Source organism: Sapientia aquatica, assembly GCF_004358105.1.
GTDB classification, from domain to species: domain Bacteria; phylum Pseudomonadota; class Gammaproteobacteria; order Burkholderiales; family Burkholderiaceae_D; genus Solimicrobium; species Solimicrobium aquaticum.
In genome coordinates this window covers 172,759-189,378 of the sequence record NZ_SMYL01000001.1, presented here as the reverse complement: position 1 = coordinate 189,378, position 16,620 = coordinate 172,759, and the positions used below count along the sequence as shown (strand labels likewise).

General features: G+C 46.7%; 16 protein-coding genes. 5 read left to right on the top strand and 11 right to left on the bottom strand.

Annotated features, from left to right (window positions below):
- Nucleotides 1-60: 60 nt before the first annotated feature.
- The 3 genes from ylqF to E2I14_RS00875 form a co-directional block, all read right to left on the bottom strand.
- A complete protein-coding gene (gene ylqF / locus E2I14_RS00885) occupies nucleotides 61-1,014 on the bottom strand; it encodes a ribosome biogenesis GTPase YlqF (protein WP_133324506.1) in 954 nt (317 codons plus the stop codon).
- A 267-nt stretch (nucleotides 1,015-1,281) separates the two neighbouring features.
- The gene (locus E2I14_RS00880; RefSeq protein ID WP_133324504.1) at nucleotides 1,282-1,830 is read right to left on the bottom strand and encodes a cytochrome b; all 549 of its coding nucleotides are present in this window, start codon (nucleotides 1,828-1,830) and stop codon (nucleotides 1,282-1,284) included.
- 135 nt (nucleotides 1,831-1,965) lie between these two features.
- Entirely contained in the window at nucleotides 1,966-2,892 is a 927-nt protein-coding gene (locus E2I14_RS00875; protein WP_133324502.1) for a histone deacetylase family protein, read from the bottom strand.
- A gap of 85 nt (nucleotides 2,893-2,977) precedes the next feature.
- Here E2I14_RS00875 and E2I14_RS00870 point away from each other — a divergent pair, with 85 nt between their 5' ends.
- From E2I14_RS00870 to E2I14_RS00850, 5 genes are all read left to right on the top strand, one after another.
- Nucleotides 2,978-3,898 carry an AAA family ATPase gene (locus E2I14_RS00870; RefSeq protein WP_133324500.1) on the top strand — a complete coding sequence of 307 codons (921 nt, stop codon included), beginning with the start codon at nucleotides 2,978-2,980 and terminating at the stop codon, nucleotides 3,896-3,898.
- Between the two features lie 11 nt (nucleotides 3,899-3,909).
- Nucleotides 3,910-4,908: a DUF58 domain-containing protein gene (locus tag E2I14_RS00865; protein WP_133324498.1), complete on the top strand. Its 999-nt coding sequence runs from the start codon at nucleotides 3,910-3,912 to the stop codon at nucleotides 4,906-4,908.
- Nucleotides 4,905-6,965: a transglutaminase TgpA family protein gene (locus E2I14_RS00860; RefSeq protein WP_133324496.1), complete on the top strand. Its 2,061-nt coding sequence runs from the start codon at nucleotides 4,905-4,907 to the stop codon at nucleotides 6,963-6,965. The genes E2I14_RS00865 and E2I14_RS00860 overlap by 4 nt, the downstream gene beginning before the upstream one ends.
- Nucleotides 6,929-8,029: a lytic murein transglycosylase B gene (mltB, locus tag E2I14_RS00855; protein ID WP_133324494.1), complete on the top strand. Its 1,101-nt coding sequence runs from the start codon at nucleotides 6,929-6,931 to the stop codon at nucleotides 8,027-8,029. Before E2I14_RS00860 ends, mltB begins: the two co-directional genes overlap by 37 nt.
- 398 nt (nucleotides 8,030-8,427) lie before the next feature.
- Nucleotides 8,428-8,733, top strand: coding sequence for a hypothetical protein (locus E2I14_RS00850; protein ID WP_133324492.1), 306 nt, complete (start codon nucleotides 8,428-8,430; stop codon nucleotides 8,731-8,733).
- Between the two features lie 85 nt (nucleotides 8,734-8,818).
- On the opposite strand, the gene cysM is transcribed toward E2I14_RS00850, so the two are convergent.
- From cysM to rpsA, 8 genes are all read right to left on the bottom strand, one after another.
- The gene (gene cysM, locus E2I14_RS00845; RefSeq protein ID WP_133324490.1) at nucleotides 8,819-9,721 is read right to left on the bottom strand and encodes a cysteine synthase CysM; all 903 of its coding nucleotides are present in this window, start codon (nucleotides 9,719-9,721) and stop codon (nucleotides 8,819-8,821) included.
- 118 nt (nucleotides 9,722-9,839) lie between these two features.
- Nucleotides 9,840-10,193 (bottom strand): ComEA family DNA-binding protein, encoded by a 354-nt coding sequence (locus E2I14_RS00840; protein ID WP_133324488.1) that lies wholly within the window; start codon nucleotides 10,191-10,193, stop codon nucleotides 9,840-9,842.
- A 93-nt stretch (nucleotides 10,194-10,286) separates the two neighbouring features.
- Nucleotides 10,287-11,213 (bottom strand): D-glycero-beta-D-manno-heptose-7-phosphate kinase, encoded by a 927-nt coding sequence (rfaE1, locus tag E2I14_RS00835; protein ID WP_133324486.1) that lies wholly within the window; start codon nucleotides 11,211-11,213, stop codon nucleotides 10,287-10,289.
- A 34-nt stretch (nucleotides 11,214-11,247) separates the two neighbouring features.
- Complete coding sequence (locus E2I14_RS00830; protein ID WP_133324484.1) at nucleotides 11,248-12,627, bottom strand: UDP-glucose dehydrogenase family protein; 1,380 nt, start codon at nucleotides 12,625-12,627, stop codon at nucleotides 11,248-11,250.
- A gap of 125 nt (nucleotides 12,628-12,752) precedes the next feature.
- Nucleotides 12,753-13,928, bottom strand: a complete 1,176-nt coding sequence (lapB, locus tag E2I14_RS00825; RefSeq protein WP_133324482.1) for a lipopolysaccharide assembly protein LapB — start codon at nucleotides 13,926-13,928, stop codon at nucleotides 12,753-12,755.
- Between the two features lie 55 nt (nucleotides 13,929-13,983).
- Nucleotides 13,984-14,289, bottom strand: coding sequence for a LapA family protein (locus E2I14_RS00820; RefSeq protein ID WP_165967713.1), 306 nt, complete (start codon nucleotides 14,287-14,289; stop codon nucleotides 13,984-13,986).
- A 182-nt stretch (nucleotides 14,290-14,471) separates the two neighbouring features.
- Nucleotides 14,472-14,777 (bottom strand): integration host factor subunit beta, encoded by a 306-nt coding sequence (locus tag E2I14_RS00815; RefSeq protein ID WP_133324478.1) that lies wholly within the window; start codon nucleotides 14,775-14,777, stop codon nucleotides 14,472-14,474.
- A 95-nt stretch (nucleotides 14,778-14,872) separates the two neighbouring features.
- Nucleotides 14,873-16,591, bottom strand: coding sequence for a 30S ribosomal protein S1 (gene rpsA / locus E2I14_RS00810; protein WP_227544546.1), 1,719 nt, complete (start codon nucleotides 16,589-16,591; stop codon nucleotides 14,873-14,875).
- Nucleotides 16,592-16,620: the final 29 nt, after the last annotated feature.

Genomic DNA, 16,620 nt, shown 5'->3' with positions numbered 1-16,620 from the left:
GCCATTTTACGCGAATTTATCGGCACTTTATAGAGCCAACAAATGCGACGAAACGGCTAATTAATCGCGACCAGAATCTGTAAAAATCGTATCTTTGCCCTGCTCACCGACTTCGGTATCGGTCACTTTACCCTGACCAAGCAACACCGGAGGCACGTAATTCGCCAATAAAATCTCGCGGCTTTGTGGCGTCTCTAAACTTACGCGACCCAATGCGCCGCTGCGGTAATCAAGCAATAGAGTGTGTGCAGCTTTCTCAAAATCCCATTCACCGCCTTTAAGACGATAACCGCGCTTTTTGGCGACGCCTTCGATCACGCTCACCGCGTCGATACCTTCCGCATTAATGCTGTACCGGTTTTGCAAAAACTGCGGATAACGTTGCAACAACATATCAGCCAAAAATGTAGCGACTTCTTCTTCGATCAAGGCATTCACACCAACCGCATGGCTGGCAGCCAACATTAAGCCGTCAGTCGGGTGGGCGATTTTGGGCCACAGCATACCGGGCGTGTCGGTCAAAATCATGTTTTTGCCGAGATACAAACGTTGCTGTACTTTGGTGACGGCTGGTTCATCGCCCACCGGTGCAACACGTTTTTTCAGCAAGGCGTTCATCATCGTCGATTTACCGACGTTGGGAATTCCCATAATCATCATGCGTAACGGCTTGGTCGGCACGCCACGATGCGGCGCTAAGGCTTGGCAATAGCCGGTAATTTTGTTCACGTCAGACGGTTTTTTGCAGCTCAGTGCGACTGCCTTAACGCCTTTTTGCGCGTTATAAAACGCTAACCAAGCGGCGGTTGCTTCTGGGTCAGCTAAATCACTTTTGTTGAGAATTTTTAAGCAAGGGCGTTGGCGAAAATTGCGCAACTGCTCAACCATCGGGTTGCAACTGGCTTGCGGTATCCGCGCATCAAGGACTTCGATGACGAGATCGGTGTTCTCCATGGTTTCCGCCGCTTTTTTGCGGGCGGCGTTCATGTGACCGGGGAACCATTGTATGGACATGCGTTTCTTTACTGGCAAAAATCAAACCGCTATTGTACGGATTTATCGTCAAATCGCGGCTGTTGTTTGATTTTTTGACGGGAAAATGCCAGCAAAATCGGCATTTTTAAAGACTTTTTTGCATCAAAATTAACGTTATGGCTACTTTCTGACGACAAATTGAACTACGGCGAGAATTTGACTGAGCATAAAAAATGCCCCTGCGGCTAATCCAAGGGGCATTTGCATTCGTACCTAGCTAAAACGTTGATTAATACGACCTAGAGTTCATGCGCGTTTAGGCAACATCCGGGTTAGCGTGTTGTCGCGCATAAAGTAGTGATGAAATAATGCAGCGACCACATGCAAGCCGATCAAGAAGTAGCCGATATTGCCGATGGTTTCGTGCACGTCAAAAATATTTTCTGCCAAGTCTTTATTCACGTCCAAGAAAACTGGCAGAGCAATTCCAAATAAATACGTCACTTTACCCGCCAGCATCCGACCGATATAACCTGCAAATGGCATGGCGATCATAAAAATATACAAAACGAGGTGAATTAGCTTAGATAACATATGCTGCCAAGCCGGAATCGCGGGAACGATATCTGGAGTCGGGGCAATCAAGCGAGCAATTAATCGCAGCCAAACTAAAATCAAGATGCTCATACCAAACGAGAAATGCAAGCTTTTCAGTAGCCCACGTGTCTCGCTTCCCTTAGGGAACGAATCTGAGAACTCAATGGCCGCATATACGCCAATAAACAACAGCACCATCAGCCAGTGCAATGCAATCGACAAGGTGCCGTAACGTTCTTTGGTGTTCAGGTAGGACATGCATTTCTCCTTAAAAATTAGTAGATTTCCAATATAGAAAGCCAGCATTCTACTAAACCAATATGTGCGAATAATAACGAGAAGCACTTTATTTGTAACGCAATTTTGTTGGCAATTTAGTTAAATTTAGTCACATCAATCCAAGCCAGCCAGTACTTTGACATGCGCGACGACACTGCGTCCTAACGCTGACGGGCTATATCCGCCCTCCAAGCAACTCACAATCCGCCCTTTGGAATATTGTTTGGCAATCGACATGATTTGCGACGTCATCCAGGCGTAATCGGCCTCCACCAAACGCATCTGCCCGATCGCGTCTTCGCGGTGCGCGTCGAATCCTGCCGAAATAAAAATCATCTGCGGCTGATGTGCATGCAAGGCGGGAAGCCAATGCTGCTCCACCAGAGCGCGCACTAGAGCGCCATCCGTGTACGCTGGAACGGGCAAATTGTGCATATTGGGAGCAGGATGATCGAGACCCGAATAGGGATAACACGGATGCTGAAAAAAACTCACCATAAGCACGCGGGGATCGCTCTTAAACACTTCTTCGGTGCCGTTGCCATGATGCACATCAAAATCCACAATCGCTACGCGCTCAAGTCCGTGCACATCCAAGGCGTATTTAGCCGCCAGCGCAACGTTATTGAATAAGCAAAATCCCATCGCTTCGTCAGGCGTGGCGTGGTGTCCGGGTGGGCGAATACTGCAAAACGCGTTTTCAATTTCACCACCCAAGACGGCGCTAGTCGCACCAATAGCGGCACCCGCCGAAGCGCGCGCAGCGGTCCAACTCGACGGATTGAGCAAGGTATCGCCATCCAGCGGGTAATAGCCTTGTTGCGGTGTGAGGTCTTTAATCCGACTAACCACTTCGGGCGTGTGCACTGAGGCTAATTGTTCTTCTGAGGCGAGTGGCGCAACACAGTGCGTGAGCAAATCATCAATCCGGCTGGCAATCAAATGATCTTCAATAGCGATCAAGCGTTCGGGCGACTCGGGATGATCACAGCCCATTTCATGCAGCTTACAAGCGGGATGGGTATATATCGCTGTGGTCATGAAAAGCTCGCTTTATAGAGATCGTGATGAAGTAAAGAATGATTTTCGCATAAAATGTGCCAAATTCAACCGATAAGGCGCTTCTATGTTTTCTAAGCTACATAACGCAGCAGAACAACTCAATAACGTAATCGTCGGCAAACCGCGTCAAATCAGACAGGCTTTAGTATGCCTGTTAGCCGGCGGACATTTATTGATCGAGGACATACCCGGCGTCGGTAAAACCACACTAGCCCATGCTTTAGCCATCACCTTGGGCTTAAAAATGAACCGCTTGCAGTTCACGAGCGACTTAATGCCCGCGGACGTGATTGGGATTTCGATTTACGAGCGCGAGAAAAACGCATTTGTATTTCACCCCGGCCCCGTTTTTTCACAAGTTGTACTAGCCGACGAAATTAACCGCGCCACGCCAAAAACCCAGTCCGCTTTGTTAGAGGCAATGGAAGAGCGTCAAGTCACTGCTGAAGGTAAAACTTATCCCCTGCCCCATCCTTTTTTTGTATTGGCAACCCAGAATCCGTTAAACCAAGTGGGCACTTTTCCCTTACCTGAATCTCAACTCGATCGCTTCTTAATGTGCATCTCGTTAGGCTATCCCGATGCCGCCGCCGAACGCGCATTATTGATGGGCAATGATCGTCGCCAGATGCTGCAAACCTTGCCAACGGTGATGCAAGTGAGTGAATTAATCGAAGCCCAAAAAGCGATCAAACAAATTCATTGCTCCCCGTCGCTACTGGATTATTTGCAAAAGCTGTTGCAAGAAACGCGTCGCAATGGATTATTCAATACCGGCTTAAGTCCCCGCGCTGGATTAGCTCTGCTGCAAGCCGCCCGCGCTTGGGCTGCACTTGAGGGGCGCGATCATGTGATTCCTGAAGATGTGCAGGCGGTATTTATTCCAGTGGCAGCGCATCGGCTACATCCTTTGGCGTCGACCTCGGGCAATACTTTATCAAGCCAGGTATTACTGGCTAAACTACTTCAACAAGTCGCCGTTTAGTGTTGAAGCTAATGTGGACACTAATCAAACGTAAAATCAGTTTTTGGCAGCATCCAGCGCCCAGTAAAACAGAACTGATTTTAGATCGTCGCCGTATTTATACCTTGCCCAATAAAACCGGCTTTGTGTACGCAGCTCTTTTGCTGACGATCTTTATTTCCTCGATTAATTACAGCCTCAGCCTCGGTTATGCTCTGAATTTTATTTTGGTCAGCAGCGGCTGGTTGGGCATTAACTTTACCTATCGAAATTTATCCGGACTCGGGTTAAGCGCATCGCCCAGTAATTCGGTTTTTGCGGGTGAATTGGCGCACTTTAATATTCACGTCGCCAATTACACCAAACGATTTCGCTATGCCATCCAGATCGGCTTTACTAACAGCGCCATGCAATTTTTCGATGTCGCACCGAACAGTAACCATAATTTATCGTTAGCGAGCAAAGCCTTGCAGCGTGGCTGGATGACGTGTCCTCGAATTCGGATCGAGACGACTTTTCCGTTTGGTTTATTAACGGCGTGGTCTTATTGGCAAACCGCACAACAAATTTTGATTTACCCTTCGCCGGAAAAACATCCTCCACCACTGCCCTACGCGAGCGACGGCGGCAGCGGCATTGAGCATATAGCAGGGCAAGAAGAATTTAGTGGCGTGCGCAATTACCAAGCGGGCGACTCATTAAAACAATTAGCTTGGCGTCAAATGGCACGACAAAGCAGCGACGATAATCAGGTTTTATTAAGCAAGAATTTTGAAGGTGGCGAGCGGCAGGTTTGCGTCCTTGATTTCGCCGCGCTGCCCAATCATTTAGGTGTTGAAGAAAAACTTTCGCGCTTGTGCGCGTGGATTATCAAAGCCGAACAAGACCAAGTGCGTTACTCGCTAAAAATCGAACACACTCATCTGGCGCAAAATTCGGGCGACGATCACCAGCAAGCCTGCCTGAAAACATTAGCATTGTATGGTTTATCCAATCTGCAAAATACACCTTTGGGAGCACATCAATCATGATGGCCGCATCAACTCCCAGTTTTATGCATCGCCTGAACGATTTACCGCGCGATAAATGCGACACGCTGCTATTAGTTTTTTCATGCGTTTTAGTCCTGCTGCCATTCGCGGAACACAATCCCTTATGGTTAAATTTAAGCGCTGCATTAGTTGTTGCGTGGCGTGTCTGGATTACGCTGCAAGGCCAGGCTCAGCCAGCGAAATGGCTGCTGACTTTAATTACCGCCGTATTGGTTGGCGGCGTCTATTTGCACTTTCACACATGGTTAGGCAAAGACGCGGGCATTGCCTTTTTAGTGATTTTGGCTTGTTTAAAAATGCTCGAAATGCATGCGCGCCGCGATGGCATGGCGGTCGTTTTTGTCTGCTATTTTTTACTCATTGGTCAGCTACTGTATTCACAAAGTCTGCTCAGCGCGATCTATTTATTGGTTTGCATTAGCGTATTAGTCAGCACCCAACTAGCGCTGCAATACCAGCAAATGGCGCCACGTTTTTTAACCCGTTTTTTTAGTGGATTTAAAGTGATTGGGTTAGCGATTCCGTTAGCACTGATCTTCTTTTTACTATTCCCCCGAATTCAATCACCGCTATGGGGCAAGCCCGGCGGCTCGAACGCTACCACAGGCTTATCGGATAGCATGGAAATGGGCAATGTGGCCGATTTGGCGCTGTCGGATCAAATCGCGTTTCGGGTTAAATTTAACGGTATAAAACCCGCACCATCCCAGTTGTATTGGCGTGCGGTTGTGTTAGACAAATTCGATGGTCGGCGCTGGACTACCGATGCCAAAAGTGCTCCTACCGTGGACAGCGCTCCCGCGACTGGCGCCCTACTCTCGCAAGAAATCATCATGGAGCCGCACGATCAAACTTGGTTATTCGGTTTAGATCGTCCAATCGAGGTGACAAACTCCACGGCTGGAAATGAGCTACGAAGTTTTGTCACGCAGCACGGAGAAATGCGCGCTGGAGCACCTATTCAAGAACGTATTCGGTACACGATCACCAGTGATTTAATCGTTCCATTAGCTAAAAATAACCCACGGCCAGTGTCAAAGTTAGAGCGACTAGAAGCGCAAGAAAAGTCCCTTCCACTGCCGATTGGCTTCAACCCGATGACGCTCAACTGGGCCCAACAATTGCGCCAAGCATCAAATAATCCGATTGAACTCACGAATCGAGTATTGAGCTTTTTCCACGAACAACCGTTCCGGTATACCTTATCGCCGCCACCTTTGGGGGTGAATCAAATCGACGATTTCATGTTTGGAACGCAAGCTGGATTTTGCGAACATTACGCCAGCGCTTTCGTTGTCATTATGCGCGCCATGCATATACCGGCGCGGGTCGTGACAGGCTATCAAGGTGGCGAAACCAACTCGGTCGACGGGCTACTAACCGTGCGCCAAGCCGACGCACACGCGTGGGCAGAAATTTGGATTGATCAACAAGGATGGATACGCGTTGATCCAACCGCAGCCGTTGCACCGAGCCGCGTTGAACGAGGAATTGCCAGCAGTTTTCCGAACCGTGGCATTGGTAATTTTTTAGGGCTTGAGCGTCAAAATTGGATTACCAACCTCGGTCAACAATTGCGCTCGCGCTGGGATGCCGTTAACAGCGCATGGAATTTATGGGCGCTCAATTACAACCTCGACAAGCAAAAAAATCTGCTGTCATCGATTACTGGAATTCAGAATCTCCAAGCCGCCGACATCGGTGTGGCGATGATGATTGCGGCGAGTTTTGTGGTCGCCATTCTGTCCTTATTACTACTCAATAAAAAAGAACCCGTTAGCGATTTGGATAAACTTTACCTGCGCTTTTGCAAGCGCATGGAAAATCAAGGCTATCCGAGACTACCGAATGAAGGTGCGCTAGATTATGCCCAGCGTTTATCAAAGGCGTTGCACCATTCTCAGGAGATCAATACATTTTTAGCCTTATATAGCCGATGCAAATACGGTAAGGGTTACAATTCGGAGCAATACCAATCACTGAAAAATTTATTACGCTTATGCATGCAACTCAACATCGTTCCCGTTTCATCCTAGCCTGCGGCAAAATCGCGCTCTGTTTTCTGTGCGCCGGGCTAATCAATTCGGCTGTCCATGCGCAAGATGCCAAACCAGTGGTCATTGAATCCGAAGTCGAAGCAGTTGACTTTCAACGTTCCAAAGAAGTCAACGAGTTCATCGACTACATGGTCACGCGCCATGGCTTTGCGCGCGTTGAGCTGGAGCAGATTTTTAGCCAAGTGAAGTTTAGTGACAAAGCCATTCAACTAATCAAACCTGCCCCGATCACCAAGCCCAAAAATTGGCAAGTCTATCGCGCTCGATTTATTGAACCGCGCCGCATCAAGGCCGGTGTCGAATTTTGGAACAAATACCAAGCTGAATTAGTGCGCGCCGAAAAACTCTATGGCGTCCCAGCGCAGATCATCGTCGGCATTATCGGCATTGAGACTATTTATGGAAAACAAGTCGGTACTTTCCGCGTCATCGATGTATTAAGTACGCTCGGATTCGGTTATCCCGACACGCCAACTAGAGAAAGTCGCATGGCGTACTTCCGCGGAGAATTGGAGCAAAGCTTACTGTTAGCACGTGAATCCGGCATCGACCCATTTACGCTGACAGGTTCATACGCCGGCGCAATTGGCTGGCCGCAATTTATGCCGTCCAGTATTCGGCAATATGGCGTTGATTTTGTCGGGGACGGCAAGATTGATCTACGCAAATCGCCCGAAGATGCAATCGGCAGCGTCGCCAACTTCTTATCGCAACATGGCTGGGTGAGCGGTCAGCCTTTCGCATACCCCGCCACCATCGTTAATGGCAACCCAGATGCAATGCTGGCGAAGGAATTAAACGCGACGTATACGCTCGCCCAATTGGCTGAAGTAGCCCAGCCCAGCGACAAAGTTACTCCGCCAGATTTGCTCTACGGCTTAATTGATTTACAAAATGGTGAAAATCCTACGGAATATTGGTTGGCGACACAAAATTTCTTTGCTATAACTAAATACAACCGTAGTTACTTTTACGCAATGTCAGTAATTGAGCTAGGAAAAGCGGTTTGCCACGTGAGAAGTTTAAAAGGAACGTGTTCATAAAAATAATTGTTGCCAAATTACATCATTTATGTTGCTTTACCGTCATGGAGATTTATTTATTAAAATAAATTTCTAAAAAGAAATGAAGTTGGTGGAAATTAAATTTTATTTAGTTATAATAGTTAACAGAGATTGCGCCAAAGAAACTAAAAAATAATGCTCTGCGTAAAAAATAATGCACATAAAAGTTTGCATTTATAAATAAAATCTCCTACCTTATTATTGAAATCATATTTAATTGCCGCTGAAAAATAGAAGAGCAAGATGTTTTAGCAATTGTTTTCCTTTTAGCTGATCAATATATTGTAAAAACAATATATAATATTACCCAATTGTTAACAGAAAATTGGAAATGCAGATTTTGTCAACAAATTTAATAAACAACAGATAGGACGATTATGACTAACCTTTTAGAACTTGAGTCAGACGAGATTGATTACGATCCAAACAATCTTTTAGATACACTGATTAAACAATTGCATTTGAAAAATGATGCAGCGTTGTCGCGTGCATTAGAAGTTGCTCCGCCGGTCATTAGTAAAATCCGTCACCGTCGTTTGCCTGTTGGCGCATCATTGCTAATCCGTATGCACGAAATCAGCGATTTAAGCATCAAAGACTTACGTGCTCTGATGGGCGATCGCCGCGCTAAATTCCGTATTAGCGACAAGCAGTTCAAGCCAAAAGCTGACGGCACAGATTGATTCTAGTTTTTATGTTGCCAATAACAAATAAGCAGACTTAAAGTCTGCTTATTTCGTTTACAGCGTCGAAACATTGGAGTGAGATTTACGCCGGGAAAATTCCGGTAGACAAGTATCGATCACCGCGATCACAAACGATAAAAACAATCGTTGCATTCTCAACGGTTTCGGACATTTTGAGCGCCACCTCGCAAGCACCCGCCGCAGAAACCCCGCAAAAAATTCCTTCATCAATCGCCAGTCGGCGCGCCATGTGCTCGGCATTAGCTTGATTGACAGAAATAGTTTGATCAACACGCGCTGCATCAAATATTTTAGGTAGATACGCCTCTGGCCATTTCCGAATTCCTGGAATTTGCGAACCTTCCTCCGGTTGCGCGCCAATAATCTGAATCGCTGGATTTTTTTCTTTAAGAAATTGCGATACGCCCATAATCGTGCCAGTCGTTCCCATCGCACTCACAAAATGCGTCACGGTGCCGTTGGTATCGCGCCAAATTTCGGGACCGGTTCCGGTGTAATGCGCTAATGGATTATCTGGATTTGAAAACTGATCTAAGATAATTCCCTGACCTTCGGATTGCATTTTTTCCGCCAAATCACGGGCGTATTCCATGCCGCCTGTTTTAGGAGTCAGGACAATTTGAGCACCATAAGCGGCCATGCTTTGGCGACGCTCAACGCTCAAATTCTCTGGCATCAAGAGCACCATCTTGTATCCGCGCATCGCAGCAGCCATGGCCAATGCAATGCCTGTATTACCGCTTGTAGCTTCGATTAATGTATCGCCGGGCTTGATACGACCGCGTTTTTCGGCACCTAAGATCATCGATAAGGCTGGCCGATCTTTTACCGAACCGGCTGGATTATTGCCTTCTAGCTTGGCGAGAATGATGTTATTACGTTGTTGAGCTATGCTCCCTGGGAGGCGTTTTAATTGCACTAGCGGCGTGTTCCCAACCGTATCTTCTATCGTCATGTATGACATATTTTTCCTTTGCTGCGCGATCAATAATCCAAGCGTGACCAACTTGATCGATAAACTTGAAATCAAACAAAAACCCCAAGGCTTACCTTGGGGTTTTACTTTGCGACAATTCTACCAATTATTTTTTAGTTGTGCTGTCTGCGGGAGCCTTAGCAGCCGCAGCCGCTTTGGAATTTGCTGACTCTTTTGGAGCCGCACCTGCTTTTGGTTGACCATTAACAACCAAACCCTCGGCCGAGAATTTAACGGAATTTTTTTCGCCAATGCCTTTAACGCGGCTTTGCAAATCAGCCCAGTCTTTAAATTCACCTTTGGCGCGTTCCGCCAGAATTGCTTTGGATAGCGACGGGCCAATTCCCTTGATACCATCCAAACCGGCTTGATCAGCTTTATTCACATCAACCACCGCGGCCACAGCAAAACTGACTGCTACAATCAAACCGATAAAGGCAACAAATAACTTTTTCAACATAAGAGACTCCTCAAATAAAGATAAAAACTAACTTCAACTACACCTTCAACTGCGTTATCAAATTTAACACAGTCAAACGAGAGAAGTTGATTTTTAAGCATTATGTGAAAATAATTCATCGTATGTGACGGTTGCTGTTCCTAATTTACCCACGACAATTCCAGCGGCACGGTTTGCGATTTCGACGGATTCGATTAAGTCTTTGCCTGCCGCTAACATCGCTCCCAACGTTGCAATCACCGTATCACCAGCACCGGAGACATCAAAAACTTCGCGCGCCATGGTGGGGACGTGATGCACGAATTCTTCGGTGTACAAGCTCATTCCTTCTTCGGAACGGGTCACCAATAATCCGCGTAACTTCAAGTCGCGACGCAGATTCTGCGCCTTCTCAGTCAATTCCGCTTCCGTCTTCCACTCGCCAATCACTTGCCGCAACTCCGATTTGTTTGGCGTCAACAGCGACGCGCCGGTGTAGCGTGTGAAATCGGAGCCTTTTGGATCGACCAATATCGTTTTTTTCAACGCGATGCCAGCACCAATCATGTCGCGCACATTGACTAATGAGCCCTTAGCGTAGTCCGACAAAATCACTACGCTATGATTCGGCAACAAGGTGTTGTACTGGCTTAATTTATCGCGCAGCACGTCTTCTGTTGGTGCTTCTTCGAAGTCAACCCGAATCAATTGCTGCTGTCGTCCAATGACGCGCAATTTAATAATTGTCGAGATGTGGCTATCGCGGTTTAAATAGCTGTTGATGTTTGATTCGCGCAGCAAATCTTCAACGATATTTCCGGCTTCGTCTTTGCCCACCACGCCCAGCAATGAAGTTGTTACGCCAAGCGCAGCCGCATTCCGCGCTACGTTGGCCGCGCCGCCCAAGCGTTCTTCACGGCGATCAATCCGCACAATCGGCACTGGCGCCTCTGGAGAAATACGATTGACCTCACCGAACCAGTAGCGATCCAACATTACGTCACCGACGACCAACATACTTGAAGCAGCTAATTTATTCATAAATTTAACTAAGTGATGAACTAACTATAAAAGGCTATTCAACTTGGGTAAGCACTGAACGGCCAATGCCGTGATACTCAATGCCCGCATCGGCCATGTCGATAGGATCGAACAGGTTACGGCCGTCGAAGATGATTGGATTTTTGAGCTTGGCTTTTAATTGCGAAAACTCAGGGCTGCGATAAGCCTTCCATTCGGTCACAATTAATAACGCATCCGCATTATCAAGGGCATCCATTGGATGTTTAACATAATGAATTTGGGCCAATTGATCTGGTGTTGCAGCAAAATCGAGCGCCAACACGCGACGTGCCTCATCCATAGCGACTGGGTCATGTACCGCAATCGTTGCGCCACGACTAACCAACTCTTGCAGCAAAACGCGGGAAGAAGCGGCGCGCATATCGTCGGTATTCGGCTTAAATGCCAAGCCCCATAACGCAAAATGTAAGCCTGTTAAATCGGCACCAAAACGGGCAACGACCTTTTTGCCGAGTACCTGTTTTTGATGATCATTGACCGATTCCACGGCGCGCAAAATCAGCAAATCTTGATCGTATTCGCGCGCGGTGCGCTCCAACGCCTGAACATCTTTTGGAAAACAAGAACCACCGTACCCGCAACCAGCATATAAAAAACTATGCCCGATGCGTGGATCAGAGCCTATGCCATGACGCACGGCTTCAATATCGACGCCAACACGATCAGCCAAGTTAGCCAGCTCATTCATGAATGAAATCCGAGTCGCTAACATGGCGTTGGCGGCGTATTTGGTGAATTCTGCGGAGCGCACATCCATCCAGTAAGTGCGCTCACGATTGCGGTTGAACGGCGCGTATAGTTGCTTCATCACCGCTTTGGCTTTTAGGCCCAAGGCATCGTTATCGCTGCCAATGACAATCCGATCAGGACGCATAAAATCTTCGACTGCGGCACCTTCTTTTAAGAATTCTGGATTAGAGATTACGGAGAAACTGGCTGTGTCGAGCTTACGTTGTTGCAGTTCGCTAGCAATTGTTTTGCTTACTTTTTCAGCAGTTCCCACTGGGACGGTTGACTTATCGATGACAACCTTAAAGCCATGCATGTATTTACCAATATTTTTCGCGGCTGCCAAAACGTATTGCAAATCGGCTGAACCGTCTTCATCCGGTGGGGTTCCCACCGCAATAAACTGAATATCGCCATGAGCAACGCTTTGCTCAATATCGGTGGTAAATTTTAAGCGCCCATTTGCGCGGTTGCTGGCGACGATCACATCTAAGCCAGGTTCATGAATTGGGATACCGCCATTATTTAAAATAGCGACTTTGTTTGCATCCAGATCGAGACACAGCACATCGTTACCCAGCTCCGCTAAACAAGCTCCAGTAACCAAACCAACATAGCCAGTTCCAATAATCGTAATTTTCATTTTTTTCCTAATTCATTTATCACTTTAAACCCATGCCCAATTGCCTTGAAGCTAGCAATCTAATCGATCGCTGTAAGCTAAAAAGTACTGGGCACAATTGATGCCGATTTGGCTCAACAGTTCGGCTAGTTCATCACATTTAATTCTTCGGTGCGGCGCGGAGGATAGGTTTCCCAGCGATTGCATCCTGGGCATTGCCAATAGAATTGACGCGCTTTAAATCCGCAATGGGAGCATTGGTAGCGCGCCAATTTTTTGGCGTAACCGTGCACCAAATTTTTCACCATCGCTAATTCTTGCAGCCGATCGGGAGCGACGTACAGCATGCGCGCATCGAGCAACTTGTCCAAGCCCAGCAGTGTTGGTGTGCGACGCACTTCTTCCAACACAATTTGGGTCGCAATTTCACGGCCTTCGACTTCTAAACTCGCTTGGTACAGCACTTCGAGTAAGTCAATTGACGGTGCTTGTTCAAGATAATTTTTGAGCAAATTAATGCCCTCTTGCGAGCGCTGCAATGAGTTATACGCATCCATTAAACGCTGCGCCACGAGAGATACGTGTGGCACGCTTTGTTGCTCAACCCGACGCCAAGTTTGCATTGCCAATTCGGGTTGATTTTGAGCGGAATAAATATCGCCGCGTAGAATCGTGGCGCGCACGTTACTGCGATCAACGGCATGTGCTTTATCGAGCAACTCAATTGCTGCATCGTTACGCGCATTGAGAATTTCATCTTGAGCTAATTCGCAATAAAACTGAGCGATCTGCTTTTGCCGCGTTCCAGCGCCCGATTCTTGTAAAGCAAGTGCCGCTTCAATGGCACGCAACCATTCTTTCTCAAGCTGATAAATTTCTAGCAAGGCGCGACGCGCGTCTACGCTATAAGTTGAATTAAGCAGCAGCCCAAACGTTTCCTCGGCGCGATCCAATAAACCCGCTTTGAGGTAATCATGTCCCAGTTCAAATTGGGCATGACCTTGCTGCTCAATCGGTAAATCGCCACGCAATAATAAATTTTGATGCACCCGAATGGCGCGTTCGATCTCGCCTCGACGACGGAACAAATTACCAAGGGCAAAATGCAAATCTACTGTTTCGGGATCCAATTGCATGACTTCGATAAAGGCATCAACCGCTTTATCGTGTTGGTCGTTGAGCAGAAAATTAAGGCCTTTAAAATAACCACGCGGCAAACTGCGTGATTCGGACAATAACTGTTTAATATCAACGCGCGCGGTAATCCAGCCCAGCACAAAGAATACTGGGATGAATAACAACCACCAAATTTCAAATTCCATTTGAGTTTATCTTTTAGTTTTTAAGAAGAATAAGAAAGGAAGAGCACCTAATGTATTACACGCTGTCTGGCTGCGGCGGACGGCTGTTTTCATTCTGCAATTTTGCTACTTCTTGCTCCAACGCGGAAACGTTTTTGCGATGTTTGGACAAATCGCGGCGATGTCTAAATACGGTTGGAAGCATGGCAAACACACCCAACACAATTCCGGCAATAAAAAAGATTAACAGCATCAACACCAGCGGGCCGGGAAACTCGTAGCCGAAGAAAAATCGCAGCGTCACGGTCTCCGTGTTATTTAAGGCAAAACCAAAAAATACGACAAACAATAATATGGCGACGATTTTCGAAATAATTTTCATGGCATACCTTTTCGACGAAAACTTTTTATAAGCAACCGGCATTGTACGTGAAACAGCAGTTAAACTGTCTTGCCGTCTTGATCACTTTTATTTATTTTTATCGATTATCAAGGCCTAATCTAATAAAAAAACGGCATATTAGTTACCCAATATACCGTCTTCCAAATCACATTCGCTAATTACTAGTCATTTTTAATGGGCTGACCAACCATCGCATCTACTCGTTCGCGCAACTCTTTGCCAGGTTTGAAATGCGGCGCACGTTTTTCAGGCACCATCACTTTATCGCCAGATTTAGGGTTACGACCGATTCTGGGTGGGCGACTGTTAAGAGAAAAACTACCAAACCCTCTTATTTCAATCCGCTGCCCAACTACTAAGGCTTCGGACATTGCATCCAAAATGGTTTTAACTGCGAAATCGGCATCCTTTGCAACAAGTTGCGGATACTTCTCAGCCAAACAAGCAATCAACTCTGATTTTGTCATTAGGAAACCTCACTTTTTAGCAAGTGAGCAACATTGATCAACTACGACTTCAACCAATGTTGCCCCTAAAATTACCCACTTAATGAATAAAGTGATTAGTTTTTGCTATCAAGTTTAGCTTTTAACAACGCACCCAAACTTGTTGTGCCTGATGCTGCACTCGAGTCAGTTGCGGTCATTTTTTGCATTGCATCTGCTGTATCAACGCTATCTTTTGCTTTGATGGACAATTGAATGCTGCGAGCTTTGCGATCAATGTTCAATACCAATGCTTCAACGCTGTCGCCAACTTTCAAATGTGTACCAGCATCTTCAACGCGGTCGCGTGAGATTTCTGAAGCACGTAAGTAGCCTTCAACTTCGTCTGACAATTGAATCACTGCGCCTTTAGGCTCCACTGATTTAACGGTACCAGTTACAACAGCACCCTTGTCGTTCATTGCGCAGTAGTTATTGAATGGGTCGCCTTCGAGTTGTTTAACACCCAACGAAACGCGCTCACGTTCAACATCAATTGCCAACACGATGGCTTCTAATTCATCGCCTTTCTTGAAGCGACGAACTGCTTCTTCGCCTGTTTCTGTCCAAGACAAATCAGACAAATGCACCAAACCGTCGATGTTGCCAGACAAGCCGATAAACACGCCGAAGTCGGTGATCGATTTGATCGCGCCGCGAACTTTGTCACCTTTCTTATGGGTCACAGCAAAGTCATCCCAAGGATTTGCTTTGCATTGTTTCATGCCCAGGCTGATACGACGACGTTCTTCGTCGATTTCCAGAACCATGACTTCAACTTCGTCGCCCAATTGAACCACTTTGTTTGGAGCCACGTTTTTGTTAGTCCAGTCCATTTCGGAAACGTGAACCAAACCTTCGATACCTTGTTCAACTTCAACGAACGCACCGTAGTCGGTCAAATTAGTTACTTTACCGAACAAACGAGTGTGTTGTGGGTAACGACGTGACAAACCTGTCCAAGGATCGTCGCCCAATTGTTTTACACCCAATGAAACACGGTTCTTGTCTTGGTCGAATTTCAATACTTTTGCAGTCACTTCTTGGCCAACTGTCAATACTTCTGACGGATGACGTACACGACGCCATGCCAAATCGGTGATGTGCAACAAGCCATCGATGCCGCCCAGATCCACGAACGCGCCGTAGTCGGTGATATTTTTAACCACGCCGGTAACAACTGTACCTTCGCGTAATGTTTCCATCAATTTAGCGCGCTCTTCGCCCATTGACGCTTCTACAACAGCGCGGCGTGACAACACAACGTTGTTGCGTTTGCGATCTAACTTGATTACTTTGAATTCCATGGTTTTGCCTTCGTACGGTGTTGTATCTTTCACCGGACGTGTGTCAACCAAAGAACCTGGTAAGAAGGCACGAATTCCGTTAGTCAAGACAGTCAAACCGCCTTTAACTTTGCCATTAACTGTACCAATAACGATTTCGCCTGATTCCAGGGCTTTTTCTAGTGCCAACCAAGACGCTAAACGCTTGGCTTTGTCGCGTGACAAAATAGTGTCGCCGAAGCCGTTTTCCAGCGAATCAATCGCTACAGAAACGAAATCGCCAACAACTACTTCTAATTCGCCTTGATCGTTTTTGAATTCTTCCAGAGGAATGAACGCTTCGGATTTCAAACCGGCGTTAACGATAACGAAGTTGTGATCAATGCGAACCACTTCAGCGGAGATAACTTCGCCAGAACGCATATCTTGACGTGACAGGGACTCTTCAAACAGAGCTGCGAAGCTATCGGAACCGGTAGCGTGGTCTTGCGACATAAATACTGTTGCCATAATGTGATTTGTAGGTAGTAAGCAGTTCG